The following is a 23,700-nucleotide window of genomic DNA, read 5'->3' as shown; positions in this document are numbered from 1 at the left end:
CAAGCTGTCCAGGCGATTTGATGTGGCAGGGCCAGTCGGCCCGTCGTCCCGTGTTCCCGCCTTCTGAGCTGACGTCTGCGAGTCCTTTCCACAAGGGCTCGAAGGGCTTGACGCCGGGATTTGCGCCAACTTGGAAAGGACAGCCATGCCGCTTTACGAGCATGTTTTCCTCGCGCGTCAGGACGCGAGCACCCAGCAGGTGGAAGAACTGACGGCTCAGATGACCGGTATCGTCGAGGGTCTCGGCGGTAAGGTCACGAAGACCGAGAATTGGGGCGTTCGCTCCCTCACCTACCGCATGAACAAGAATCGCAAGGCGCACTTCGTGCTGCTCAACATCGACGCGCCGTCCGCGGCGATCGCCGAGATCGAGCGCCAGGAGCGGATCAGCGAGGACGTGATCCGCTACCTCAGCGTCCGCGTCGAGGAGCTCGAGGAAGGCCCGTCGGCGATGATGCGCAAGGCCGATCGCGACCGTGAGCGCGACGACCGCGGCGGCGGCTTCCGTGGTGAGCGCGATGGCGGCGGCTTCCGTGGCGATCGCGGAGACCGTGGCGATCGTGGCCCGCGCCGGCCCCGTGACGAAGAAACGACGGACGAGGAGTAAGATCAATGGCTGAAGCCCCCGCACGTCGCCCGTTCTTCCGCCGCCGCAAGACCTGCCCGTTCTCCGGGCCGAACGCGCCGAAGATCGATTACAAGGACTCCAAGCTGCTGATGCGCTACGTGTCCGAGCGCGGCAAGATCGTGCCTAGCCGCATCACCGCCGTGTCCGCCAAGAAGCAGCGCGAGCTCGCGCGCGCCATCAAGCGTGCCCGCTTCCTCGGCCTGCTGCCCTACGTCATCCGCTGATTGCGGACCTCGGACCGGCGGCCCCGCGCCGCCGGCTCCTTCCGTTGAATTCTCATAAGGCTTCCGGGTCGTCCGGTCGCCGATGGTTGGGGCGAAGGCGCCTCTAACCGCTCGAAGGGAGCGGGACAGCTGATGATCGGAACGCTTCTCATCGCGCTCGCAGCAGGCGCTGCCTCCGCCGTCATGTTCGCCTCGACGGCGTCGGGCGTAATGACGGCGCTCGTGCTTGCGCTGCTCGCGCCCGTGCCGCTGCTGGTCGCCGCAATCGCCTGGGGCCGGCTTTGCGCTGTCATCGGCGGTCTTGTGGCAACCGCTTGCGTGCTGGCCATCTTCGGCTTCGATCGCGCGCTCGCCTTTGCCGTCTCGGTGACGCTGCCGGCCTGGTGGCTCGGCCACCTCGTCCTGCTCGGCCGGCCGACGACCAGCCCATCCGGCCAGGATGGCATCGAATGGTATCCGCCCGGCAACATCCTGCTGTGGATCGCGGTGATCGCCGCGCTGATTGCCGCATTCTCCTTCGGCACCGACATGACGGCCACCAATCAGGGTCTCAGGCGGCTGCTGTCACGCGTGCTCGGCAATACCGTCGCGTCGACCGACGCGGTCGACATTCCCCGGCTGATCGAGCTCCTGGTCTTCATGGCGCCGCCCATGGCCGCGGTGATCATGACCACGATCCTGTCGCTCAACGTCCTGGCGGCTGCAAAGATCACGGCGATCTCCGGCCGGCTGATGCGCCCATGGCCACGCCTGCGCGACACCAAGCTGCCGCTGATGACGCTGCCGGCGCTGTTTGCGATCATCGCCTTCTGCTTCCCGGGCGGGCTGATCGGCATGCTCGCGCGAATCGCCGCCGCAGCGCTGCTGACCGCCTATGCGCTCACCGGCTTCGCGGTCCTGCATACGCTGACCCTGCCGCTGCGCACCCGGCCGCTCTGGCTCGGCCTCGCCTACGCGCTGATGCTGACCTTCATCTGGCCGATCCCGATGCTGGCGATGATCGTCCTCGGCCTCGCCGACGCCGCCTTCGACCTCCGCCACCGCTTCGGCCCGCGGCAGCCGCCGCCGTTGCCGGTGCCGTAGAAGCTTCACCTCAACCAACCGCTTCAAACATCTTAAAGGAGAACATCGATGGAAGTCATTCTGCTGGAACGTGTCGCCAAGCTCGGCCAGATGGGCGAGATCGTGAAGGTCAAGGACGGGTTCGCCCGCAACTTCCTGCTCAAGCGCAAGAAGGCACTGCGGGCCACCGCCGAGAACAAGGCCAAGTATGAGGGCATGAAGGCCGAGCTCGAGGCCAACAACATCAAGGCCAAGGGCGAGGCGTCCAAGGTCGCCGAGAAGATCGACGGCCGCGACATCGTCATCATCCGCCAGGCCTCCGAATCCGGCCAGCTGTTCGGCTCGGTCTCGGTGCGCGACATCGTCGCCGCCCTCGCCGCCGACGGCATCACCGTCAGCCGGCCGCAGGTCTGGCTCGACGCCCCGATCAAGACGATCGGCAAGCAGACGATCACCATCGCGATCCATCCGGAGGTCGAGACCTCGGTGACCGTGACGGTCGCCCGCAGCGCCGACGAGGCCGAGCGCATCAAGCGCGGCGAGGACATCTCGACCCGCCAGGAGGACCGCGACGCCGCCGCCGAAGCGATCGCGGCCGCCGGCGAGTTCTTCGATCCGGAGGCCCAGGACGAGGGCGCTGCCGGCGAGCCTGCGCAGCAGTAAGCGCGCCAGCCCATCTGCGGAAAAGCCCGGCTCAACGAGCCGGGCTTTTTTATTGCCGTCTCACCGCGAGGGCGAGGACGGAACCGAGGGATCCGACGGCACCGACTGGGTCGTGGCCGGCGCCGGCGTCACCGGCGGGACCGGATCGGCGCGCAGCGCCGGGGCGGCGTCGCTCGATCTTGCCGGCTCAACCCGCGGCGGCTCGGAGCCGGCGGCGCTGTCCTCGCGCGACGGCGACGGCTGGGTCGCACCGGTCGGCTCGCTGCGCGTCTCATCCGCGGCCGCGCCCTCCTGGGCCGGCTTCTTGCGCTTGCCGAGCCGGCCCTTCTTTGCGGGCGCACTGCCCTCGCCGTCGGCCGGTGCAGCCGCGGGCTCCGCTGCCGCATCGGGCTTGGCCTCGGCCGGCGCGGAGCGCCTGGAATGATGACCCCGACGACGCGGCTCGGCCGCATCGTCAGCGGTGGCCGGCTTCGCCTCGGACGGCTCGGTGGTGGCCGACCGGGCGCGACGCTCGGACCGCGTCTCCTTGCCGGAATGGCCCGTGGATCGCGCATCAGCGGCGCCGTTCGCAATCAGGTAATTGGCGAGCACGCCGGCCATCTCGGGGCTCGTCGTGTAATGCTGGCGCAGAAACCCGGGCAGCGAGCCGGCCGAGGTGTTCTTGGCCAGACCGCGCGGCGACTTGTGGCAGACCACGCAGGTCCCGTTGAAGATCTGCGCAGGACTCTTGCCCGCATCGAGATTTTCCTGCGCAACGGCGGCCCCCGCAAAGCCCATGCAGAACACCGCCACCACCGCCGCCAAATTGAGCGCTCGGCCCACCATTCTCATTCTCCAGCTATGGTTTCGCCCACACGGCGCCGCCCCGCGCGACATCCGCTGCCGTGTTTCCTCTCGCTATCAGCCGAACGTGACAGCGGACATTGCGGTCGCTCCACGCCGTCGACGGCGATCCCTTCAGACCTCGTCCGGCGGTCAGATGCCGGACACCGGCCAAAAGGCCGGCGGCCGCGGCCTTTTTAACGGATTGCGGAGCGAATGAAAGCGCACAGATGTTCCTGCGCCGAGATGTCCATCGATCAATGACAATGACCGTTCTGAATATCGGCTTTGTGTTCATGGCAGTGGCATCGGCGTGTGCCCGCTGGGTAACATAACAACGTGATGATTGGGAACCAATCGGTTCTCAACGCGTCGAGTGCGACGGCCGGGAAAGTCAGCAACTCACGGGAATAGCTCGTTGGGTGGTGTGGATGGACCGTTTGCTGCGAAGTCTGTTGAGTGGCTTCATTTGCCGTGGGTCGATCAGCTTTACGACGGCCAGCGGCACGTCGTTCAGCTGCGGGGATGGAACCGGTGTCCCCGTGGCGGCACGATTTCTGACTCGTGAAGCCGAACGCCGGATTCTGGCCAATCCCGAGCTCGCGCTCGGCGAGGTCTATATGGACGGCTCGTTCGTCGTCGAACGAGGATCGATCGCGGATCTGCTGTCGATCGTGATGAGCCAGCCGGCCGCGGTGCCCGACTGGGCCAAGACGCAATGGTGGCTGCGCTACCTCGTCCGGCACCTGCACCAGCTCAACATCCGGGCACGCGCGCGCCGCAACGTCGCCCATCATTACGATCTCGACGGGCGGCTGTATTCGCTGTTCCTCGATGCCGACCGGCAATATTCCTGCGCCTATTTCGAGACGCCGGATGCGACGCTGGACGATGCCCAGCTCGCCAAGAAACGTCATCTGGCGGCCAAGCTGCTGATCCGCCGCCGCCATCGCATCCTCGACATCGGCTGCGGCTGGGGCGGGCTCGGACTCTACCTGGCTGAGATGTGTGATGCCGACGTCACCGGCGTGACCTTGTCGGCCGAGCAGTTGCAGGTCGCCGAGGCCCGCGCGGCCGAACGGCACCTGTCCCATGCCGCCCGCTTCCTGCTGCAGGATTACCGCGACGTGCCAGGTACGTTCGAGCGCATCGTCTCGGTCGGCATGTTCGAGCATGTCGGGGTCGCCTTCTACGACACCTTCTTTCGCCGCTGCGCCGAGCTGCTCGCGGACGACGGCGTCATGCTGCTGCATTCGATCGGACGCTCCGAGGGCCCTGATGCGACCAACCCCTGGATCGCCAAATACATCTTCCCCGGCGGCTACGTCCCAGCCCTCTCGGAGGTTCTGCCGGCGATCGAGCGCGCCGGGCTCCTCGTCTGCGACATCGAGATCCTGCGCCTGCACTACGCGGAGACCCTGAAGGCGTGGCGTGAACGCTTCATGGCCCGGCGCGACGAGGCCGTGCAGCTCTATGACGAGCGCTTCGCGCGGATGTGGGAGTTCTACCTGGCGGCCGCGGAAATGGGGTTCCGCAAGCAGAACCTGATGAATGTCCAGATCCAGCTGACGAAGCGCCAGGGCGTCGTGCCGATGACGCGTGACTACGTCCACCGCGAGGAGACGCGGCTGCGGGCGCGCGAGCGCGGCAGCCGCCCGGCGCTGCAGATGGCGGGTGAGTAGCGCGCGCGGCCCGCGACGAAGGCGGAAGGCGGCGTCAGTGCAATGGTCCTGCAGAGACGGACGCCCGGATTCGCGCGGCCGCGCCGCGGGCCCGACTTCAATCTTGAGATGCGTAGATAACGGATCGCGTCCCAAGCGTGAGATCATGCCCATCCGACTCAAATTTTCAAACAAATCGTGCGGTCTGTGAACTGGCTCACAGACCCCGGGTAAGCCCGGCCGTAGTGTCCCGGCGTGTCCCAGAGCCCCGCCAGAGCCATGTTGGAACCCCAGACCGACTTCAGCACCGACTACGCGCTGATCGCCGCGGGCGTGGGAGCATCCCTGATCGCCCTGCTCTATCTGCTGCTGGTCTGACGCGCCGCGCAGAACCGCGCGCGGGCGCACGCCCCGCCGTACCGACTCTCGTTCCCGCCTCGCGGACATGTCGAACGATCGCGCCGGTTGAGTGCACCGGCATGTCGCTCGCGCTCGCGCGGCCTTGAGTCCTGTCGGTTCCGTCAAGCGCGGCATCTGGCGAGTCCGGATTCATCCACCAGATTTACCAGACGGTGAATTGCGCTCAGCTTTCGCTTCCGCTTCGCGCGCGACTGGCGCTTTATCCCCTCCCCTTCAAAGCTGCTAAACACGCGGTCATGGCACTCACCGATTCGAACGTTCACAAGCTGGCGCCGGCTGACGCAGCGACGCCGGCCTATCGCAGCGCTCCTCACAACATCGAGGCGGAACAGGGTCTGCTCGGCGCGATACTGGTCAACAACGACGCGTTCTATCGCGTCTCGGACTTCCTGGAGCCGAAGCATTTCTTCGAGCCGCTGCATCAGACCGTGTTCGAGACCGCGTCGAGCCTGATCCGGATGGGCAAGGTCGCGACGCCCGTGACCTTGAAGACGTTCCTGCCGGCCGACGTCGACATCGGCGGCATGACGGTCGGGCAATATCTGGCGCGGCTCGCGGCCGAGGCGACCACGATCATCAACGCCCAGGACTATGGCCGCACCATCTACGACCTGTCGTTGCGCCGCGACCTGATCGGCATCGGCGAGGACATGGTCAACGTCGCCTATGACGCGCCGGTCGACTTCGCGCCGCGCAACCAGATCGAGGACGCCGAGCGAAGGCTGTACGAGCTCGCCGAGTCCGGCCGCTACGACGGTGGCTTCCAGAAATTCTCGCAGGCGCTGACGACCGCGCTCGACATGGCCGCCAAGGCGTTTCAGCGCGACGGCAAGCTGTCCGGCATCTCCACCGGCCTGCGCGATCTCGACGCCAAGATGGGCGGCCTGCAGCATTCGGACTTGATCATCCTCGCCGGCCGTCCCGGCATGGGGAAGACCTCGCTCGCGACCAACATCGCCTATAACGTCGCCCAGGCCTATGTTCCCGAATTGCAGCCCGACGGCACCTATCGCGCCGCCCAGGGCGGCGTCGTCGGGTTCTTCTCGTGCGAAATGAGCGGCGAGCAGCTCGCCACCCGTATCATCGCCGAGCGCTCCGGCATTCCCTCCAGCCACATCCGCCGCGGCGGCATTACCGAGGCCGATTTCGAGAAGCTGCGCGAGTGCTCGATCGAGCTGCAGTCGCTGCCGTTCTATGTCGACGAAACCGGCGGCATCTCGATCGCGCAGGTGATGGCGCGCGCCCGCCGCCTCAAGCGCCAGAAGGGCCTCGACCTCCTGGTGATCGACTACATCCAGCTGCTGTCGGGCTCGGGCAAGCGCGGCAACGACAACCGCGTCCAGGAAATCACCGAGATCACCACCAGCCTGAAGGCGCTGGCCAAGGAGCTCAGCGTTCCCATCATCGCGCTGTCGCAGCTGTCGCGCCAGGTCGAGAACCGCGAGGACAAGCGGCCGCAACTGTCGGACCTGCGTGAATCCGGCTCGATCGAGCAGGACGCCGACGTGGTGCTGTTTGTGTATCGCGGCGAGTACTACCTCGCCGCCAAGGAGCCGCGCCCCGGCACCGAGGAGCACCAGAAGTGGCAGATGGAAATGGATCTGGCGCTCGGCAAGGCCGAGGTGATCATCGGCAAGCAGCGTCACGGCCCGACCGGCACGGTCGAGCTGCACTTCGACGCCTCGGTCACCCGGTTCGGCGATCTCGCGCATGACGGTCTGCCGCCGCAGCATCACGACTATTGACCTGACGCGGTTGAACCGTGACGCCGTGGCGCGTAAAAGCGCCCCATGAGTGTTCCCGAACAGAAACCCGCCGAACAGCCTGTCTCGGCGGTCGATGACGCTGTCCCGGCCAGCGCCACCGGCGTGCTGACCATCGATCTCGACGCGCTCGCCGCCAATTGGCGCAAGCTGGAAAAGACCGCAGTGCCGGCCGAATGTGCCGGCGTCATCAAGGCCGACGCCTATGGCTGCGGCATTCCCCAGGTGGCGCGCACGCTCGCGGCCGCGGGCTGCAAGACCTTCTTCGTCGCAACCCTCGCCGAGGCAAAGGTCGCCCGCGCCGCCCTGCCCGACTCGGCCGCGCTCTACGTGCTCGACGGGTTCTTCCAGAACACCGGCGACGACTACGCCGCCATCAACTGCCGCCCTGTCATCGGCGATCTCAACGAGCTCGCCGAATGGGACATGTTCTGCCGCCGCACCGGCTGGAAGGGTGGCGCCGCCATCCATGTCGACACCGGCATGAACCGGCTCGGCCTCAGCCTGATCGATGCGCAGAGCATGATCCCGCGCATCCAGAGCGGCGACCATGGCATCACGCTGGTGATGAGCCATCTTGCGTCGGCCGAGCAGATCAACAGCCCGTCGAACGCGCGCCAGCTCACTGCGTTCCGCGAGGTCGCCAGCGTGTTCACCGGCGTGCCCGCCGCGCTTGCCGCCTCCTCCGGCATCTTCCTCGGTGCCGCCTTCCAGTTCGACATGGTGCGTCCCGGCGCGGCGCTCTATGGCGTCAATCCCACGCCCGAGGCCGACAACCCGATGCAGCCGGTCGCCGAGATCAAGGCGCGCATCGTGCAGCTGCGCGACCTCGCGCGCGGCGACACGGTCGGCTATGGCGGCACCTGGAGCGCGCGCCGGCCGACCAGGCTGGCGATCCTCTCCGCCGGCTACGCCGACGGCTACTTCCGCGCCGCCTCGTCCAATGACGGCACCCGCGGCGCCGACGTCATCATTGCCGGCCAGCGCTGCCCGATCGCAGGGCGCATCTCGATGGATTTGATCGCGGTCGATGTCACCGACCTGCCGCCGAAGGCCGCCCGCCGCGGCCACTTCGCCACTTTGCTCGGCGAAGGCATCACCGTCGACGAGCTGGCGCATCATTTCGGCACCATCGGCTACGAGGTCCTGACCAATCTCGGCCGGCGCTATCACCGGATCTACAAGGGCGGCGCGACGCCCGCGGAGAGCTGATCGTCGGACGCAGCAGCCACCGGATACAGTAGTAGGACGCACTGCTGCCTCCACGCCGTCATTGCGAGCGCAGCGAAGCAATCCAGGGTGGTGTGCGGGACTCTGGATTGCGTCGCTGCGCTCGCAATGACGGGCTGATGGATAACGCACGCAAAATTGCGATCGCGCGCGCTGATCCAGCTCGGGGCACTTGCAGCGGCGTTCTGACATGAGCTTTCGTTCTCGCGGCCTATAACGCCCGAGGCTTGCATCTCGATTTCGCCCTCTTCAACAACGAGGGCGCAGGGAATGCCGGGTGCTGGCCGCAACCCATGGCCCGCCTGCGAAAAAAATGCAGGCGGCAGGAACCACAGGTCCAGCCGGTCAACCGGCATTCCCTGCGCGATGGCTTTACGCCTTATGCGTACTCTCCCCGGGGATCGGCTGTCTTGCCCCCGTGACCGGCGGATCATCACCGCCAGCGTAGCATCAGCGTCGAGATGCCAGGACCATACGTCTTCGACGTGCGCCCAGTGCCGTTCGTCCGCACGACGTCAAGCCATGCTGCGACCCGAAGCGCCCACCACATCCCACCCCGCGTGTCATGACGATCGCGATACGCCCCTCGTGTCGAGGCGGGACGACAACATACAATCATGATTTTCTGATAAACGGAAGTCGAATATTTTTCGCGGGAGGACTGGACAGGATGAGTCGCGTTGAGATCGCAGGAATATTTCGTGCTTCGGCGCAGGCGGCTCGATTGTCTGCCTTAGGATCACGATGAAGATCGCCGCCTAACGGCTCAGGATCGTCGGCAACCTGTGGTTTTCGCCATTTCTTGCTAAAATTTCTTGTAACAATGTCCTGGACAAAAAAAGTGTTCTGTTTGCAATCTACACTTATGACACCTCGTCTCCCGGGATTGCCAACGGTGGCGGCGCTCGTTTTGAGCGCCATGATAACTGTTTGGCTAGGCCTGTGGGGCCCGCTCTTCAGCATCAAGATTGATAACTGGAATGACAGCACGGGTCTCGCGGCTTGGGCCCAAGCTTTGGTTGCGGGTATCGCCCTCTTGGTGGTCTACTACTCGGCAACGATACCGGCGCGCACCGAAGCAGCTGAACGTGCCGCGGAGAAGAAGTTGCGCGGCGATGGACTCGCACTTCTGCTGTTTGCAGACGTTCTTGTTCTTAAGGGTGAAATCGAGACAATTATCGAGCACGGCTCGATCTATGACGTTGCAGTTGAGGTGTCCGCCACACTTATGAGTAAGACAGATCAGCTGTATCTGTTGGAAGACGCGGGAGCTATTCTCCTTCAAGCGATTGGAATGATCAACGCTGTCGCTGCTCAAACTCGGAGATATCAGAAAGCTGCCACCATCGAGGGAGTGCCCATTCAAAGTAAAGCCGAGGCGGGCGTTCCGATCTGGGAAAACAATGTGCGGACGCTTCAACTCTGCCTTATGAATCTCGACGAGTTTATCGAATGTATGCAGAGCCGACCTATTGGTTAATAGCCGCTTCATAGTCCGCCCTTCGCAGGCAAGGTCGAGCCGACGAGGGTTTGACTCGAGAGTTTAGTGACAGCGCGTAAAACTCCCCCTGCGCCAAAACGGCCTGAGTCCCGGCTCACGCTACGACGGAAAGCACTTGCCGAACGCCGCCATCAGGCGGACCGGGCCTTTCAGCCGCAGCGAGCGGGTGAGGACCAGGCGTGCGACCGAGATCTCCTTGGCGAGGAAGCGCAGCCACGCCTTGGCGTCGGCGGTGATGCGGAGGTCGGCCTTGCCGACATGGCCCGGCTGCACGGTCAGGTGACGGTGGCCTCGGCCGGCTCTGCGCCCGTGAAGGTGAAGTGATAGATCGCCGTCAGGCCCTTGGACTTGCCCGGCTGGAAGGTAAGGCGCATGCCGTCTAGGAAGCCGCGGATCGAGGTCGCACGGACGCTCGCCCGCACGAAGCGGATCGTCTTGTGCTGAAAGCGCCGCGCGACGTAGTCGGCGGCGTCGCTGCCGGGCACGACATAGACCGGCTCGGTCCTGCGCGTCAGCGGCTCCAGCACGTCTGCGACGTGCTGCTTGCGGTCGGCGAGATAGGGGCCGATGACGTCGTGGCCGGCGGGGCAGACGGCGAGGCAATAGGCGGCGTTGTAGTTCGGCCCGTAGGACAGGCTCTGCCAGCGCGTCACCGTCTCGGCGTAGCTCACGCGGCTGCGGAGATCGTTGGCCGAGCGCGACTCGGCGATGTCCTCGACGAAGTTGACGAAGCCGCCCATGAATTGCTGATAATTGTGGGTGAGGCAGGCGGAGAAGTCGAAGGCTCCGTCGGGCTTGATCGCCCCGACCGGACAGGCGGCGACGCACAGCTTGCATTCGAGGCATGGATTGTGGTCGAGCGGAGCAGCGACCGCATCGACCTCGGCAGCGATCAACACCGTGCCGAGCAGGATGAAGCTGCCGAAGCGCGGATGGATGACGCTGCGATGGATACCCATGCGGCCGAGCCCGGCGGCCTCGGCGGCGCGCTTGTGCGACACGATCCAGCCGCGCTCCGGAAAACGGTCCATCTCCATCGGAAACGCCATCGCCGGATTGAGCGCGCGGATGCCGCGGTCCTCCAGCACGCGGACGATGCCGCGCGCGACCTCGTCGATGTGGTCGCCCGACCGGTGAAATTCGAGATTGGCGACCGAGCGCGCCGGCGAGCGGACCGGCTCGCGATGCATCCGTCCGACCAGCACCAAGAGCGTGCGCGTCTTGGGAAAGGCTGCGAGAATATGCGGCCGATCCTCGGCAAGGCTGGGATCGTCGATCGAGGCAAGGCCGCAATCATCGGCGCCGCAGGTGCGCGCAAGATCGAGCAGTTCCGATGCCGAAAGCCGCGACGGCGGAGGCGATGGGACGGCGACGGGGGACGGCGTGTCGGTCATCATGGCAGCGCACTCCGGGCTTCGGGAAGGATCGGCTCACGCCGCCTGCGTCATGCCGGCCATCACGCGTGCCAGCATCGCGGCACGGGCCGAGCGCGGCAGCAGCATCAGGCTCGCCTCCAGGGCCTTGGCGAGGAAGCCGGGCCGCACCGTGGTGCGACGTCCGAGCATGTTGAGCGTGCCGACGGCGACCTCGTCCGGTGTCTGGCCGCTGCGGATTGTCATGTGGGCGCGCTGGCCGAAGCCGCTCATCACCGGCCCCGGCGCCGAGGCCAGCACGTCGACGCCGAACGGCTTGAGCTCCGGCGCGAGACCTTCGGCGAGACTCTGCACGAAGGCCTTGGTCGCCGCGTAGTTGGCGACGCGCGCCACGCCCTGGAAGGCGACGAGCGAGCTCATCAGCACGATGCCGCCGCGCCGGCGCGCGGCGAAGCGGCGCCCGAACAGATGCGTGAGCTGCGCCAGCGCGCGGCAATTGACGTCGATCATGTTCAGCTCGGCTGCGAGATCGCCGTCGACGAACGGCCCCGAAGTGCCGAAGCCGGCGGCCGCGACCAGCAGGCCGACATCGATATCAGCGGTCTCTTGCGCGATCCGGTCGACATCGTCCGGCACCGAGAGATCGGCTGTGATCACGACCGGGCGGATGGGCGTGCGCGGTTCGAGCTCGGCGGCGAGCGCCTCCAGCACGGCGCGGCGCCGCGCGACCAGTACGAGGCCGAAGCCGGCCTCCGCCAGCCGCATAGCCACCGCGCGGCCGATCCCATCGGAGGCGCCGGTCACGACCGCATAGGTGCCATAGGCCCGGCGGAGGCGCTCGGCCTCGGTCAGGGGACGCAGGGATGGGCTGGTCATGGTCAGCTCCTATTTAGATTTCGATCGAACTCTAATTGCAAAGATGTCGAACGACCGCTAAATTGTCAAGCGACACGAGACAGGTTCGATCACATGCGCAAGACCAGGGAACAAACCGCTGAGAGCAAAGCGAAAATCGTCGATACGGCGGCGCGCCTGCTGCGCGAGCGCGGAGTCGCGGGGGCCAGCATCGCTGACGTGATGGCCGCCGCCGGCATGACGCAGGGTGGCTTCTACCGGCACTTCGCGTCGAAGAACGACATGCTCGCTGCCGCCACGCGGCACGCCTTCGCCGCGATGGCCGGCGGCATCGACCGCGACATGGACACAGGCGGCGCCGAAGCGGCGCTCGCCGCCTACGTGGCGCGCTACCTGTCGCGCGAGCACATCGCCCATCCCGGGATGGGCTGTCCCGCGGCGGGCTTCGGTGCCGACGCCGGGCGGATGCCGGACGTGCTCGGCACGGAATTCACCGTCGGCGCCGAGCAGTTGATCACGCGCGTTGCAGCCGGCCTGATTGCGCGCGGCGTTGCAGAGCATGACGCGCGCGCGGAAGCGATCCGCACACTGACGATGCTGATCGGTACTGTCGTCATGGCCCGCGCGCTCGGCGCCTCGCCGCTACAGGACGAAGTCATCGCGGCCGCGACGGCGGCGCTTGCAACGGATTGAACTCGACTGCGCAACTCCGGTGACAAGCATGAAATTTGAGACGATCCGCTCCAGGCAATCCTTCAACTCCGAGAGCTCGGCTTGAAGTAGTCCGGCTGGCCGATGTCGGCGATCAGGCCGATGCCCTCGGGCGTCCAGCCGAGGCGCTGCTGTGTCAGGGTGCTGGAGGCCGGCATGTCCAGGCCCGCGAACATCGCCAGCGGCCCGTAGTAGTCACCAGCCTCCTCCTTTCTGATCGACACGACCGGCACGTTCAGCGCGCGGCCGACCACCTCGATGACCTCGCGCATGGGGACGCCCTCCTCGCCAACGGCGTGATAGATCGCGTCTGCAATGCCCTTCTCCAGGGCAAGCCGGTAGAGGCGGACGACATCCGATCGATGCGCCGCCGCCCAGCGCTCGGTGCCTTCGCCGACATAGGCGGCGCGGCCCTTCTGTCGCGCGAGCTCGACCAGATAGGAGATCAGCCCGGCCTTTCCTGGTGCGCCGTGCACCTGCGGCAGGCGGATCACCATCGCGCGCACGCCACGCGACGCATAGGCGAGACCCGTCTGCTCGGACACGCGCGGGACATGCGCGCTGGACTCGCGCCGCATGTCTTCGGTGACCACCACATTGGCCGCCACGAGCCCCGTTCCGGAGGTGACAATGAACGGCTTGTTCGTGCCCACCAGCACCTCGCCCATGGCTTCGATGGCGGCCTTGTCGATCGCTCCGTTCTCCGCGAACTTCGCGAAGTCATGGATGAAGGCCAGATGGATCACGCCGTCGGCGTCCTTCGCGCCGCGCTTGAGGCTGTCGAGGTCCTGCAGCGATCCGCGATGAACCTGCGCGCCCAGTTGCTCGAGCGTGCGGACGTTCTCTTCGGAGCGCGCGAGGCCGATGACCTGATGCCCGGCAGCGATCAGCTCTTTGGTGGTTTCGGAGCCGATGAAGCCGGCGGCGCCGGTGACGAAGACACGCATGAGACACACTCCCTGTTCAGATCGCCGGGATATTGCTACGCTGCTCATGCGGGTAAAGTCGTGACATTATACGGGTATAATCGCTAACAGGATGACGGACAGCAACTCGCTCGGGACCTATCTCCGGGATCGCCGCGCCAAGCTCGATCCGACCGCGTTCGGCCTGCCGCTGCAGCGGCGGCGAACGCCGGGGCTGCGGCGCGAAGAGGTGGCGCAACGCGCCAATGTGAGCGCCACCTGGTACACCTGGCTGGAGCAAGGGCGCGGCGGCGCGCCCTCCGCCGACGTGCTGGACCGCATCGCGCGCGCCATGATGCTGACCGACGTCGAGCGCGAGCATCTGTTCCTGCTCGGTCTCGGCCGGCCGCCCGAAGCCCGCTATCACGCCATCGACGGCATCTCCCCCCGCCTGCAACGCGTGCTCGACACGCTGGACTACAGCCCCGCCTTCGTTCGCACGGCGACATGGGACATCGTCGCCTGGAACAGGGCCGCCACGGTCGTTCTCACCGACTACAGCACCCTGCCCGAGGGCCAGCGCAACGTTCTGCGCATGATGTTCCACGACAGCCGCGTCCGCGCCGCACAGTCCAACTGGCAGGCCGTGGCGCGCTATGTGGTCGCGTCCTTCCGCGCCGACGTGGCGCGCGCCGGCGCGGCCCGCAATGTCCAATCGCTGGTCGACGAGCTCTGCGCGACCAGCCCGGACTTCGCGGCGATGTGGCGCGACAATGATGTGCAAGGGCGGCATGGCGATGGCGTGAAGGTCCTGCACCATCCCGTCGCCGGGCCGCTCTCGCTGGAATTCTCGGGCTTCGCCGTCGATGGCCGGCCCGACCTCACCATGGTGATCTACAATCCCGCGACGCCGGAGGATGCGGACAAGATCCGCGCGCTGGTGACGTCGCGACCTAAATAGACACGTGCGCCCTCTCGACTCGCGCCGCCGAGAAGCGCGTGGCTGCCTGATGGGCCGGGCTTTCATAGGCAGCCTTGGCTGCATCGATGCTGCAGCGTGAACCAAAAGGCGATTGCGAGCTTGGTCATCCGGACCATCCCCACCGCAACAGGCATCATGAAGATCGCGACCTTCAACATCAACAATGTCCGGCGGCGGCTCCCCAATCTGCTGCGCTGGCTGCGCGCCGCCAGGCCCGACATCGTCTGCCTGCAGGAGCTGAAATGCACCGAGGTCGATTTCCCCGTCGATGCGATGGCCAAGGCCGGCTATGGCGCGGTGTGGCAGGGGCAGAAGACCTGGAACGGGGTCGCGATCCTGGCGCGGAAGGCCGAGCCGGTGCTGACGCGCACCGCCCTGCCCGGCGATCCCGGGGATCACGAGGCGCGCTACATCGAGGCCGCGGTGCGTGGCATCGTCGTCGGCTGTCTGTATCTGCCGAACGGCAATCCGCAGCCGGGGCCGAAATTCGACCACAAGCTCGCCTGGTTCAAGCGGCTGCACAGGCACGCGGCCAAGTTCATCAAGGACGACCTGCCGGTCGTGCTCGCCGGCGACTACAATGTGGCGCCTGATACGCTCGACATCTACCCGACAAAATCCTGGGACAAGGACGCGCTGATCCAGCCGAAGAGCCGCGCCGCCTTTCACGCGCTGGTCGATCAAGGCTGGTGCGACGCGATCCGCACGCTGCATCCGAAGGCGCCGATGTTCACGTTCTGGGACTACAAGCGCAACCGCTGGCCGCGCGATGCCGGCCTGCGGCTCGATCATCTGCTGCTGAGCCCGCAACTCGCGCCGCGCCTTGCCAAGGCCGGCGTCGACCGCGCCATTCGCGGCGAGGACGGCGCCAGCGATCACGCGCCGGCGTGGATCGAGCTGACATAGTCCGAAGGTCGCGCGCGTCGGAGCTTCAGCCGCGGTCCGGCCAGGTCTGCTGCAGGTTGGTCGCGCGCTCCGGCAGGCCCTCGGTCAGCACCGCCATGCCGCCGCACACCGGCAGGTGTACGACGAGGCTCGCGGCATCGGGCACGTTCGGGCGCGGCGTCACGTTCCACAGCATGATCTCCTGGCGCGTGCGCCGGATCTCCCTGAACTCGTAGCTGAAGGTCTCCGAGCCGCGCGGATATTCGCGCCAGAGCTGGCCTTCCTTGCGGAAGCTGCTCTGCGTGCCGTCATAGCGATCGGCATAGGACAGGCAGGCCGGCACATTCAGCGCTTCGAGCACGGCCGCGCCGACGTTCGACGCCGCGGGAATGACGCTGTTCACCGCGCCGATCGCAGCGAACACGGTCGTGATCACGCCGGCGGCCATCGCGAGCCAGCCGGCCCTGGTCGCGGCCGGCCGCGCGGGCGCTTTCGCGGCTGATGTCTTGGATGCAAGACCCCGAGGGGACGTCAGATGGAGCTGGGCCATGACGCGTTCTCCGATGGTGCGGCGAGGATGGATGCCCCGCCGAGCTGCAATCATCGGAGATCAGTCTGGCCGATCGCGCTCCCGGCGAATGTGACGCCGATCACAACCTGGAATCATCACCGCGTGGCGTCACACCGAGAGCGTGACGGCGCCCCGTCAGTCCCGGCCCGCATCCATGATCGCTTGCGCGAGCCGGCCGGGATCGGAGAAGCACAGCTCATGGCTGCCGGGCACCTGGACCAGCCGGAACAGGCCGAGCTTGCCGGACAGGCGCGGGTGCCATGGCAGGCTGTGCGGCAGCGCCGTGTCCTCGGTGCAGTTGATGTAGGATTTCGCGATTGCCATCTCGGCGGGATTGGTGCGCAGCGTGATCTTGTCGGTGAAGGTCTTGTTGGGATGCGGATTGAGCATCTCATAGGTGCGCGTCGCGGTGGCGAGATCGGCGTCGTTGATGAAGGCCTCGCGCCAGACCGGGAACGGCAGCACCACCGAGCCGTCGCCGCGCTCCACCGCCACCGCGTCGAACAGCGCAACATAGTGCGGTGGCACCATGTCGTTGAGGCACTCGCCGTCGTTGGGCACGAACGCGTTCCAGTAGACCAGGCGCCGGATGCGCTGAGCGATGCGGTCGGCGACGCCGGTGATGACCATGCCGCCATAGGAGTGCCCCATCAGCACGGCGTCGGTGATGTCGTGCTGGGTGAAGTAGTCGCAGATCGAGGCGATCGCCTCGTCGAGTCCGATGGTCTTTGCGTCGCCGGGGCGGTTGCCGCGGATGGTCGGCAGATGGACCGTGTGGCCGGCGGAGCGGATAGGCGCGGCGACCGGCTCGAGCTCGGCGCCGGTATGCCAGGCGCCATGGACCAGGACGTAGGTTGACATGATCACGTTCCTTTGCACGATGGAAGGCGGTGCAAGGACTATGGGCCGGACCGCGCCCGCGGCGCTTGGCTGCAACTGAACCCGATTGGTCTCGGAGTGAACCGATGGGCGCCGAGCCGGAACGGCAGCGGAGCTGGAATACGGCAGCGGTGCGGCCGGAGGAGCAGTTCTCGTATTACCGCGAGGCGATCTGCCAGGCCTTCATGAATTTGACGCCGGAGCCGGCGCGCGGCATCGGATTCGCTGCGGAGGTGCAGAGCATCAGCGTCGGGAGCGGCGCCATCAACCGTGTCAGCTTTCCCGAGCACATCGTCCGCCGCTCGCGCACGGACATCGCCGCTTCCACCCAGCGCTGCTTCTATCTCAACCTCAAGCTCGCCGGCCGCTGCACCATCCTGCAGGACGAATGCGATGTCAGCCTGTCCGCCGGACAGGTCGGCATCTTCGACAGCGACCGCACCTTCGTGCTGCAGCACGATCGCGGGCCGTCGCTCGGCGTGATCTCGTTCCGCGTCCCAGCCGATGCGCTGTTCGGCCGCCTGCCGGCGGTGCCGGACATCGCGCCGACGCGGCTGTCCGACGACCCGTGCGTCGGCGCACTGATCGTGGAGACGGCGCGCTCCCTCAACGCCAACGCGCTGCGGCTCGCGCCGGACGATGCATCGGCGCTGTTCGGCGTGCTGCTCGATCTGGTGGCGCTGAGCCTGGCCCGCCGCGGCCGCCGCGAGACGCATGCGACCACCTCATTTGCCGATGCGACGACCTTGGCGCTGCGCCGCGCCATTCACGAGCGGGTGCGCGAGCCCGGCCTGACCGTGGCGACCATCGCATCTGTCGTCGGGATCAGCGAGCGCTATGTGCACAAGCTGTTGGCTCGCGCCGGCACCAGCTTCTCCGAGCTGGTGATGGAGCGCCGGCTCGATGGCGCAGCGCGCGATCTGCGCGATCCCGCCGGATGCGGCCGCGACATCGGCCGCATCGCCTTCGACTGGGGCTTTTCGGATCTGTCGCACTTCACGCGCCGCTTCAAGCAGCGCTTCGGCATGCGCCCGCGCGACTGGCGCGCGGAGACCGCGCGTCACCCAGGCTGACAGCCCCGCGGGCTCAGCGCGGACTCGGTTCGCGCGCGACGCCCCACAGCCAGATCGCCGCCAGCAGGACGAGCGAGCCGACGAACGCCGCGACGACATCGCGCAGCGAAATGACGATGCTGCCCATGCCTGGAAACAACCCGAACAGGTTGAACAGGACACCACCGATGAGGGCGCCGACGCATCCCAATCCGATGTTGGTGAGGAGCCCGAAACCCGCTCGGCGGCGCTTCACCAGGATTCCGGCAAGGCCGCCGCCGATCAAGCCGACGACGAGCCAAGTCACTGCGTGTACCAGTGTGAACATTCTTCACTCCGTCGGTCTGCCGTCGCACTTCGGTTGGAGCATCACGGCCAGCAGCAAGATCATGAGAGCACCTTGCCGAGCGAAGCGGGACCGCCGGTTGCGACACGGATGCAGCCAGATCAGGGGTCACGCTCGCAGAGCCGGACGAATCGCGCACGTGCAGGTTACATCGATTTCGTTGCCATGAGCTGAACTCTGCAGATCGGATGAGTTCGCGACCTAATCGCAAGCTGGACGATACGCAGGCCGGCGTCCCTCACAATGTGATGCGGCCTGCTTGCTTCGAATGGCGATTCCGCTTCGAAGTCGCGGAGTTATTCCGAATTGACAATCATTCTAACCTATTCGTCTCGAACACGCGCAGCTCATGCGAACGCTTCGCACGCACTACGTAGTTCCCCCGAGTTCATACGATCCGCGGAATCGGGAATAGTGTCTTTCCCGCAGAGCGTGCAAAGGTGAATCCATGTATGTCGCATGCAACTGGCCGAGATTTCGCGGTCTGCTCCAGCTTGAGACTCCGCCAACGGGGCCGGACTGTCACGACTCCCGCTCCTCCAGACAGGCGCGGCGTTCGCCGCGGCCGATGCCGGCCCAACATTGAGGTGCTGATGACCGTCATGAACGGCCAGTAGCCACGAACAGCGAAGCTGAATCCTGCGTCTTTCTCGGATCGTCACCTCACGATCAGATCGAAATACTCGGACCGATTCCCGGAAATACGGAGGCGTATATGATCGACAGACGAATGCTCATCAAAGGCGCGGGAGCGGCGTTGGTCGCGTCCGAACTCGGTTTGCCGGCCGCGCGGGCCGAGTCCGCCGATCCGCTCTGCTACGCATCGGTCGCCGACCTCACCGCCATGTTCCGGGCCCGCAAGGCGTCGCCGGTCGATCTCCTGAAGGCGCAGATCAAGCGGATCGAAGCCTACAACACGAAGGTCAATTGCATCACCTACGAGCACTTCGACCAGGCGATGAAGGAGGCCAAGCAGTCCGAAGACCGTTATCGCCGCGGCACGCCGAGGCCGCTCGAAGGGATCACGGTGGCCATCAAGGACGAATTCTCCAGACCGGGCTGGCGGACCACACAGGGTTCGCTCATCTACAAGGACTCGCCGCCGGCAACGGAGAACGCGGCCATCATCGACTCGCTCGAGGCGGCCGGCGCCGTGATGCCGTTCCAGACGACCGTGCCGGAATTCTATCTTTTCCTCGGCGCATCCACCCGCGCCTGGGGCACGACGCGCAATCCATGGAATCTCGAATATTCTCCGGGCGGGTCGTCGGCGGGGTCCGGCGCGGCGTTGGCCGCGGGCTTCACGACGCTCGCCCTCGGCTCCGACATGGGCGGCTCGATCCGAATTCCCGCCTCACAATGCGGCCTCTATGGCTTCAGGCCGCCGTTCGGACGCGTGGCCGGCGGGGAAATCCCGTTCTCGACCTCGGGCCCGATGGCGCGGCGCTTCGACGACCTCGTCCGCCTCCAGAACGCGATCGTCGGTCCGTCCGAGCGGGTGATGGCCGCGATGCGCCCTCGCCTCGACTATCCCACCCGTTATCCGCGCCTTTCCGGGTGGCGCATCGCCGTCGATTGGGGCGCCGGCATTGCGGAGGCCATCCCGTCCGTGAAGGCTGCGATGCTGGGAGGCATCGCGGCGCTGCGCGCCGCGGGTTGCACGGTGGACGAGGTCGATTGCGGCTTCACGAAGGCCCACAAGATGGTCTTCATCCGTGGGCTGATGTCGACCTCCATCGGCACCGCGATCGAGATCTCGAATGCGCATCGCGATCAGCTCTCGCCCTACATGACCGAAATGCTCGACCAGGTCGGCCCGGTCGGACCGCGCCAGGCCGAAGACGCCGAGGAGCTGCTGCAGCGGCTGCACCGCCAGGTCCAGCAGCGCGTGTTCGGCAAGGGCTACCGCATCCTGCTCATGCCGACCATGGCAACCCCTCTTGTCGGGGCCGACATGTTCAAGAGCAAGGACAACAAGGTGGACCCGTGGGTGGGCACCGGCCTGAACTTGGCGCTGACGTGGCACTGGAACCTGCTCAACCGCTATCCGGTCGTCGATGTCCCGCTTGGCTTGGTCGGGGACCGCATGCCCGCGGGCATGCAGGTGATCGGCCAGACCTACACCGATCTCGACACGTTCCAGTTCGCGTCCAACTGGTCCCGTCTTCGGCGCTCCCTGTTCGCGGGCGAGCGTTTCCCGACCTTCACCTGATGCAAGCGGGGCCATACGGTGCGGACGCGAGACAATGGCTGCCAGAGCAGCGCTTCGACAGCGAGGTCGACAAGGATTCCGAGAGCTTTTCGACGTGTGGTTCTGTCGCTCCTGATCGCGGCGCTCTGCCATGACTCCGGCGCCCTGGCACAGCAGGCCAGGACGCCGTCGCTCGAAGATCTGGCCAAGGCGGCGCAGAACCCGATCGCGGACACGATCAGCGTCGGCCTCGAGAACATCGCGATGCCGAATACGGGCCCGTACCGGCAGACCGCCGACGTCTTCAAGATCGAGCCGGTCATCCCGTTCGAGCTCAATGCCGACTGGAATCTGGTGACGCGCACGACCATTCCCGGCATCGCCCAGGTGCGCTTCTCCCCTGAGCAGGGCCGGATCGGCGGGGTCGGCGACATCAACCAGATCTTCGCGCTCACCCCGTCGCATTCGGGCGCCCTCATCTGGGGTGTCGGCCCGACCTTTTCCTATCCGTCGGCGACCGATCCCGCCCTCGGTTCGGGAAAATGGAGCGCAGGTCCGACCCTCGTCGCGCTGACCATGCCGGGTCCGTGGGTGCTCGGGGTACTCGCCAACAACATCTGGTCGTTTGCCGGTCCGAGCGACCGCGCGCCGGTGAACCAGATGATGCTGCAGTACTTCGTGACCTACAACTTCTCCGACGGGTCCTACATCAGCTCGAGTCCCATCATCACGGCGAACTGGCTCGCGAAGGGCAATGATCGCTGGGTCGTCCCGATCGGCGTCGGCGTGGGCAAGCTCTTCATGGTCGACAAGCAGCCGATCAATGCCGAGGTGGGCGTCTACTACAACCTGCTGAAGCCGGACCAGGCATCACATTGGCAGCTTCGGGCGAGTCTGGCTTTCCTGTTTCCAAAATGATTCTGCTCCGATCGAACGGCCTCTGCCGCCGCGAGTCGCAAGGCGGCGTGCAATCCTGTCCGAAGGGATTCGATTTGAATTTTCGCCATCAGCAAACAGAACTTCGGCTTGCGTACGCACGCTCGCCCTCGCTTGAGTCCGACTTGATCGCGGTCAATCCTGGAAGGCGCGGAGAGACGTAGTTTAACGTTCGATTGGAAGATGATGCAGCTCACGCGGAGCGCAGGCTTTTCGGAGCAGGACGATGTGCATTGCATGCGGCTCAGCCATCGGTTCGCTGTTTGCGGCGTCGAAGCCGGAGGGCGGCGGACTGACCCGTCGCCGGATGGTTGCAACCACGGCTGCCGCCGCAGCATTCGCGGCCGCTGGGTCGATCCCGGCCTGGGCCGCCTCCGACCGCACGACCGTGTTTCGCGGCGGGCGCGTCTACACGGTGGAAGACTCGCAGCCCTGGGCGGCGGCCGTCGTCGTCAAGGGAGACAAGATCGTCTATGTCGGCGACGATGCCGGAGCGATGAAGTTTGGCAGACGCGGGGCCGAGGTCATCGACCTCAAGGGCCGTATGCTGATGCCGGGCTTCGTCGAAGCGCATTGGCATCTTTGCACGCTGGCATTTGCCCGCGGCGCCTGGGTCAACGAGGAAGATCCCGAGCGCATCTACGAGATTCTGCGTGATTACGCCAAGACGCATTCCGACGAGAAGTTCATTCTCGGCTTCGGATGGATCGCGGGCGCGTTTCCGGCCTCGGGTCCGCGCAAGGAACCGCTGGACGCGATCTTCCCTGACCGGCCGGTCCTGCTCGTCAGTTGCGATCTGCACAGCTACTGGGTCAATTCCAAGCTGCTGGAGATGGCCGGCATCACGAAGGCCACCCCACGCGACGTCGTACCCGGCTCCTCCTGGTACGAAAAGGATCCCAATGGCGCGCCGACCGGCTTCATTTTGGAAGTGCCCGCGCTGTTCGCGGTGCTGAAGACGCTCGAAAAGCACGGCATCGAACCGTTCGGCCTCAAGTCGACCGCCGCCGCCATCGAGGAATGGCAGCCCAAGCTGGCGGCCGCCGGCATCACTACCTTCTTCGATGCCGGCTTCAGCGCCTGGCCGACCGAGCAGCATCACGGTTTCGACATGCTGGTCGACCTCGAGAGGCGCGGCAAGCTGCTACAACGCGTGATCGGCTGCCTCTATCACAATGATCCCAACGTCGATCCGCTGCCGATCATTCGGGCGTACCGGAAGCGCTATCGCACGCCGCTGGTCAAGGCCGAGGTGCTCAAGCTGCTCGTCGACGGCACCGAGCTGACCCGCACCGCCTATCTGCTCGATCCCTATGCCGGAAGTCCGGATTGGCGCGGCGAACCGTTGCTGCCAGCGCCCGTGTTGAACCGAATCCTGCGCCAGGCGCATGCAGAGGGAATCGACACGCATCTTCACACCGTCGGCGACGCCGCAGTCCGCATGAGCCTGGATGGATACGAAGCCGCGTTCGGCAAGCATGGCCCGGGCAACCGCCGCCATACCATCTGCCACGCGTTCCTCACTGCGCCCTCGGACATTGCGCGCTTCAGAAAGCTCGGCGTGATCGCGAACACCCAGATCCAGTGGGGCGTGCCGGACACGAGCCAGCGTCGCATCCGCGAGCTCTACGGCGAGGAACGCTGGAGCCGCATGTACACCTTCAAGACGTTCATCGACCAAGGCGTCACGGTGTCGTTCGGAATGGATGCCCTGGCGACCGGCTCCAAGGTCGTCGTCAAGCCGCTCGAGGCGGTGCAGGCCGGCCATACGCGTCAGGAGCCCGGCAAGCCCGACGGCCTGGTCCATCCGCCCGCGACCGAACGCCTGAGCCTGCCGGAGCTCATTCGAGGCTACACGATCAACGGAGCCTATCAGATGCGCATGGAGGATAAGATCGGCTCCATCAAGGTCGGGAAGCTGGCCGATCTGATCGTGCTCGAGAAGAACCTGTTCGATGTCGGGCCACACGAGATCGGCAAGGTGAACGTTCAGCTGACGATGATGAACGGCCGGATCACACATCGCGACGGACTCTGAAC

At 65.8% G+C, this 23,700-nt stretch carries 23 protein-coding genes; 15 read left to right on the top strand and 8 right to left on the bottom strand.

The features are described from left to right. Nucleotides 1-145: 145 nt before the first annotated feature. The 4 genes from rpsF (at nt 146) to rplI (ending at nt 2,577) form a co-directional block, all read left to right on the top strand. Nucleotides 146-607 carry a 30S ribosomal protein S6 gene (gene rpsF / locus ACQR2C_RS07750; protein ID WP_315800302.1) on the top strand — a complete coding sequence of 154 codons (462 nt, stop codon included), beginning with the start codon at nt 146-148 and terminating at the stop codon, nt 605-607. Between the two features lie 5 nt (nt 608-612). Then, nucleotides 613-852 carry a 30S ribosomal protein S18 gene (gene rpsR / locus ACQR2C_RS07745; protein ID WP_008963441.1) on the top strand — a complete coding sequence of 80 codons (240 nt, stop codon included), beginning with the start codon at nt 613-615 and terminating at the stop codon, nt 850-852. Between the two features lie 132 nt (nt 853-984). After that, on the top strand, nt 985-1,935 hold the full coding sequence (locus ACQR2C_RS07740; RefSeq protein ID WP_316215638.1) for a hypothetical protein: 951 nt from the start codon (nt 985-987) through the stop codon (nt 1,933-1,935). A 48-nt stretch (nt 1,936-1,983) separates the two neighbouring features. Further along, a complete protein-coding gene (gene rplI, locus ACQR2C_RS07735; protein ID WP_315800304.1) occupies nt 1,984-2,577 on the top strand; it encodes a 50S ribosomal protein L9 in 594 nt (197 codons plus the stop codon). Nucleotides 2,578-2,637: 60 nt separating this feature from the next. Here the strand turns inward: rplI and ACQR2C_RS07730 are convergent, their stop codons facing one another. Next, nucleotides 2,638-3,402 carry a hypothetical protein gene (locus tag ACQR2C_RS07730; RefSeq protein ID WP_316180925.1) on the bottom strand — a complete coding sequence of 255 codons (765 nt, stop codon included), beginning with the start codon at nt 3,400-3,402 and terminating at the stop codon, nt 2,638-2,640. Nucleotides 3,403-3,830: 428 nt separating this feature from the next. Between ACQR2C_RS07730 and ACQR2C_RS07725 the strand changes: the two genes are divergently transcribed. The 4 genes from ACQR2C_RS07725 to ACQR2C_RS07710 all read left to right on the top strand — a co-directional run bounded on the left by ACQR2C_RS07725 (nt 3,831) and on the right by ACQR2C_RS07710 (nt 9,953). Beyond that, complete coding sequence (locus ACQR2C_RS07725) at nt 3,831-5,081, top strand: cyclopropane-fatty-acyl-phospholipid synthase family protein (protein WP_315800306.1); 1,251 nt, start codon at nt 3,831-3,833, stop codon at nt 5,079-5,081. 635 nt (nt 5,082-5,716) lie between these two features. Then, the gene (locus ACQR2C_RS07720) at nt 5,717-7,225 is read left to right on the top strand and encodes a replicative DNA helicase (RefSeq protein ID WP_315755750.1); all 1,509 of its coding nucleotides are present in this window, start codon (nt 5,717-5,719) and stop codon (nt 7,223-7,225) included. A gap of 45 nt (nt 7,226-7,270) precedes the next feature. After that, entirely contained in the window at nt 7,271-8,455 is a 1,185-nt protein-coding gene (gene alr, locus ACQR2C_RS07715; protein ID WP_316180929.1) for an alanine racemase, read from the top strand. A gap of 913 nt (nt 8,456-9,368) precedes the next feature. Continuing rightward, complete coding sequence (locus ACQR2C_RS07710) at nt 9,369-9,953, top strand: hypothetical protein (protein WP_434872899.1); 585 nt, start codon at nt 9,369-9,371, stop codon at nt 9,951-9,953. A 120-nt stretch (nt 9,954-10,073) separates the two neighbouring features. Here the strand turns inward: ACQR2C_RS07710 and ACQR2C_RS07705 are convergent, their stop codons facing one another. The 3 genes from ACQR2C_RS07705 to ACQR2C_RS07695 are packed head-to-tail and all read right to left on the bottom strand — an operon-like array spanning nt 10,074 to nt 12,223. Next, on the bottom strand, nt 10,074-10,247 hold the full coding sequence (locus ACQR2C_RS07705; protein ID WP_434880856.1) for an SCP2 sterol-binding domain-containing protein: 174 nt from the start codon (nt 10,245-10,247) through the stop codon (nt 10,074-10,076). Between the two features lie 2 nt (nt 10,248-10,249). Further along, a complete protein-coding gene (locus ACQR2C_RS07700; protein ID WP_434880855.1) occupies nt 10,250-11,371 on the bottom strand; it encodes a 4Fe-4S binding protein in 1,122 nt (373 codons plus the stop codon). A gap of 33 nt (nt 11,372-11,404) precedes the next feature. Next, on the bottom strand, nt 11,405-12,223 hold the full coding sequence (locus ACQR2C_RS07695) for an SDR family NAD(P)-dependent oxidoreductase (RefSeq protein ID WP_315800310.1): 819 nt from the start codon (nt 12,221-12,223) through the stop codon (nt 11,405-11,407). Between the two features lie 93 nt (nt 12,224-12,316). Between ACQR2C_RS07695 and ACQR2C_RS07690 the strand changes: the two genes are divergently transcribed. Beyond that, nucleotides 12,317-12,895: a TetR/AcrR family transcriptional regulator gene (locus tag ACQR2C_RS07690; protein WP_315800311.1), complete on the top strand. Its 579-nt coding sequence runs from the start codon at nt 12,317-12,319 to the stop codon at nt 12,893-12,895. A 62-nt stretch (nt 12,896-12,957) separates the two neighbouring features. Here ACQR2C_RS07690 and ACQR2C_RS07685 read toward each other — a convergent pair whose 3' ends face one another. Continuing rightward, nucleotides 12,958-13,860, bottom strand: coding sequence for an SDR family oxidoreductase (locus ACQR2C_RS07685; RefSeq protein WP_434880854.1), 903 nt, complete (start codon nt 13,858-13,860; stop codon nt 12,958-12,960). A 91-nt stretch (nt 13,861-13,951) separates the two neighbouring features. Here ACQR2C_RS07685 and ACQR2C_RS07680 point away from each other — a divergent pair, with 91 nt between their 5' ends. Together ACQR2C_RS07680 and ACQR2C_RS07675 are read left to right on the top strand one after the other, a co-directional pair. Next, nucleotides 13,952-14,779, top strand: a complete 828-nt coding sequence (locus tag ACQR2C_RS07680; protein WP_316180939.1) for a helix-turn-helix transcriptional regulator — start codon at nt 13,952-13,954, stop codon at nt 14,777-14,779. Nucleotides 14,780-14,935: 156 nt separating this feature from the next. Continuing rightward, complete coding sequence (locus ACQR2C_RS07675) at nt 14,936-15,706, top strand: exodeoxyribonuclease III (protein WP_434880958.1); 771 nt, start codon at nt 14,936-14,938, stop codon at nt 15,704-15,706. 25 nt (nt 15,707-15,731) lie between these two features. Here ACQR2C_RS07675 and ACQR2C_RS07670 read toward each other — a convergent pair whose 3' ends face one another. Next, a complete protein-coding gene (locus ACQR2C_RS07670; RefSeq protein WP_316180941.1) occupies nt 15,732-16,235 on the bottom strand; it encodes a hypothetical protein in 504 nt (167 codons plus the stop codon). A 156-nt stretch (nt 16,236-16,391) separates the two neighbouring features. Continuing rightward, a complete protein-coding gene (locus ACQR2C_RS07665; protein WP_434880853.1) occupies nt 16,392-17,117 on the bottom strand; it encodes an alpha/beta fold hydrolase in 726 nt (241 codons plus the stop codon). A gap of 104 nt (nt 17,118-17,221) precedes the next feature. Here ACQR2C_RS07665 and ACQR2C_RS07660 point away from each other — a divergent pair, with 104 nt between their 5' ends. Then, on the top strand, nt 17,222-18,208 hold the full coding sequence (locus tag ACQR2C_RS07660; protein ID WP_434880852.1) for a helix-turn-helix domain-containing protein: 987 nt from the start codon (nt 17,222-17,224) through the stop codon (nt 18,206-18,208). Nucleotides 18,209-18,221: 13 nt separating this feature from the next. On the opposite strand, the gene ACQR2C_RS07655 is transcribed toward ACQR2C_RS07660, so the two are convergent. After that, nucleotides 18,222-18,515 carry a GlsB/YeaQ/YmgE family stress response membrane protein gene (locus ACQR2C_RS07655; protein WP_316215629.1) on the bottom strand — a complete coding sequence of 98 codons (294 nt, stop codon included), beginning with the start codon at nt 18,513-18,515 and terminating at the stop codon, nt 18,222-18,224. 733 nt (nt 18,516-19,248) lie between these two features. Here ACQR2C_RS07655 and ACQR2C_RS07650 point away from each other — a divergent pair. The 3 genes from ACQR2C_RS07650 to ACQR2C_RS07640 all read left to right on the top strand — a co-directional run bounded on the left by ACQR2C_RS07650 (nt 19,249) and on the right by ACQR2C_RS07640 (nt 23,698). Then, nucleotides 19,249-20,745: an amidase gene (locus ACQR2C_RS07650; RefSeq protein WP_434880851.1), complete on the top strand. Its 1,497-nt coding sequence runs from the start codon at nt 19,249-19,251 to the stop codon at nt 20,743-20,745. 96 nt (nt 20,746-20,841) lie between these two features. Continuing rightward, the gene (locus tag ACQR2C_RS07645) at nt 20,842-21,642 is read left to right on the top strand and encodes a hypothetical protein (RefSeq protein WP_434880850.1); all 801 of its coding nucleotides are present in this window, start codon (nt 20,842-20,844) and stop codon (nt 21,640-21,642) included. A 244-nt stretch (nt 21,643-21,886) separates the two neighbouring features. Continuing rightward, nucleotides 21,887-23,698: an amidohydrolase gene (locus ACQR2C_RS07640; protein WP_434880849.1), complete on the top strand. Its 1,812-nt coding sequence runs from the start codon at nt 21,887-21,889 to the stop codon at nt 23,696-23,698. Nucleotides 23,699-23,700 lie beyond the last annotated feature (2 nt).

It is taken from the genome of Bradyrhizobium sp. HKCCYLRH3061 (assembly GCF_051168015.1).
Classification (GTDB): domain Bacteria; phylum Pseudomonadota; class Alphaproteobacteria; order Rhizobiales; family Xanthobacteraceae; genus Bradyrhizobium.
This window is presented reverse-complemented; position numbering and strand designations above follow the sequence as displayed.

What these genes read in the sequence shown, in the direction of transcription:
- rpsF (WP_315800302.1), top strand. Translation starts at nt 146, where the DNA reads ATGCCGCTTTACGAGCATGTTTTCCTCGCGCGTCAGGACGCGAGCACC.
- rpsR (WP_008963441.1), top strand. Translation starts at nt 613, where the DNA reads ATGGCTGAAGCCCCCGCACGTCGCCCGTTCTTCCGCCGCCGCAAGACC.
- ACQR2C_RS07740 (WP_316215638.1), top strand. Translation starts at nt 985, where the DNA reads ATGATCGGAACGCTTCTCATCGCGCTCGCAGCAGGCGCTGCCTCCGCC.
- rplI (WP_315800304.1), top strand. Translation starts at nt 1,984, where the DNA reads ATGGAAGTCATTCTGCTGGAACGTGTCGCCAAGCTCGGCCAGATGGGC.
- ACQR2C_RS07730 (WP_316180925.1), bottom strand. Translation starts at nt 3,402, where the DNA reads ATGGTGGGCCGAGCGCTCAATTTGGCGGCGGTGGTGGCGGTGTTCTGC.
- ACQR2C_RS07725 (WP_315800306.1), top strand. Translation starts at nt 3,831, where the DNA reads ATGGACCGTTTGCTGCGAAGTCTGTTGAGTGGCTTCATTTGCCGTGGG.
- ACQR2C_RS07720 (WP_315755750.1), top strand. Translation starts at nt 5,717, where the DNA reads ATGGCACTCACCGATTCGAACGTTCACAAGCTGGCGCCGGCTGACGCA.
- alr (WP_316180929.1), top strand. Translation starts at nt 7,271, where the DNA reads ATGAGTGTTCCCGAACAGAAACCCGCCGAACAGCCTGTCTCGGCGGTC.
- ACQR2C_RS07700 (WP_434880855.1), bottom strand. Translation starts at nt 11,371, where the DNA reads ATGATGACCGACACGCCGTCCCCCGTCGCCGTCCCATCGCCTCCGCCG.
- ACQR2C_RS07695 (WP_315800310.1), bottom strand. Translation starts at nt 12,223, where the DNA reads ATGACCAGCCCATCCCTGCGTCCCCTGACCGAGGCCGAGCGCCTCCGC.
- ACQR2C_RS07690 (WP_315800311.1), top strand. Translation starts at nt 12,317, where the DNA reads ATGCGCAAGACCAGGGAACAAACCGCTGAGAGCAAAGCGAAAATCGTC.
- ACQR2C_RS07685 (WP_434880854.1), bottom strand. Translation starts at nt 13,860, where the DNA reads ATGCGTGTCTTCGTCACCGGCGCCGCCGGCTTCATCGGCTCCGAAACC.
- ACQR2C_RS07680 (WP_316180939.1), top strand. Translation starts at nt 13,952, where the DNA reads ATGACGGACAGCAACTCGCTCGGGACCTATCTCCGGGATCGCCGCGCC.
- ACQR2C_RS07675 (WP_434880958.1), top strand. Translation starts at nt 14,936, where the DNA reads ATGAAGATCGCGACCTTCAACATCAACAATGTCCGGCGGCGGCTCCCC.
- ACQR2C_RS07670 (WP_316180941.1), bottom strand. Translation starts at nt 16,235, where the DNA reads ATGGCCCAGCTCCATCTGACGTCCCCTCGGGGTCTTGCATCCAAGACA.
- ACQR2C_RS07665 (WP_434880853.1), bottom strand. Translation starts at nt 17,117, where the DNA reads ATGTCAACCTACGTCCTGGTCCATGGCGCCTGGCATACCGGCGCCGAG.
- ACQR2C_RS07660 (WP_434880852.1), top strand. Translation starts at nt 17,222, where the DNA reads ATGGGCGCCGAGCCGGAACGGCAGCGGAGCTGGAATACGGCAGCGGTG.
- ACQR2C_RS07655 (WP_316215629.1), bottom strand. Translation starts at nt 18,515, where the DNA reads ATGTTCACACTGGTACACGCAGTGACTTGGCTCGTCGTCGGCTTGATC.
- ACQR2C_RS07650 (WP_434880851.1), top strand. Translation starts at nt 19,249, where the DNA reads ATGATCGACAGACGAATGCTCATCAAAGGCGCGGGAGCGGCGTTGGTC.
- ACQR2C_RS07640 (WP_434880849.1), top strand. Translation starts at nt 21,887, where the DNA reads ATGTGCATTGCATGCGGCTCAGCCATCGGTTCGCTGTTTGCGGCGTCG.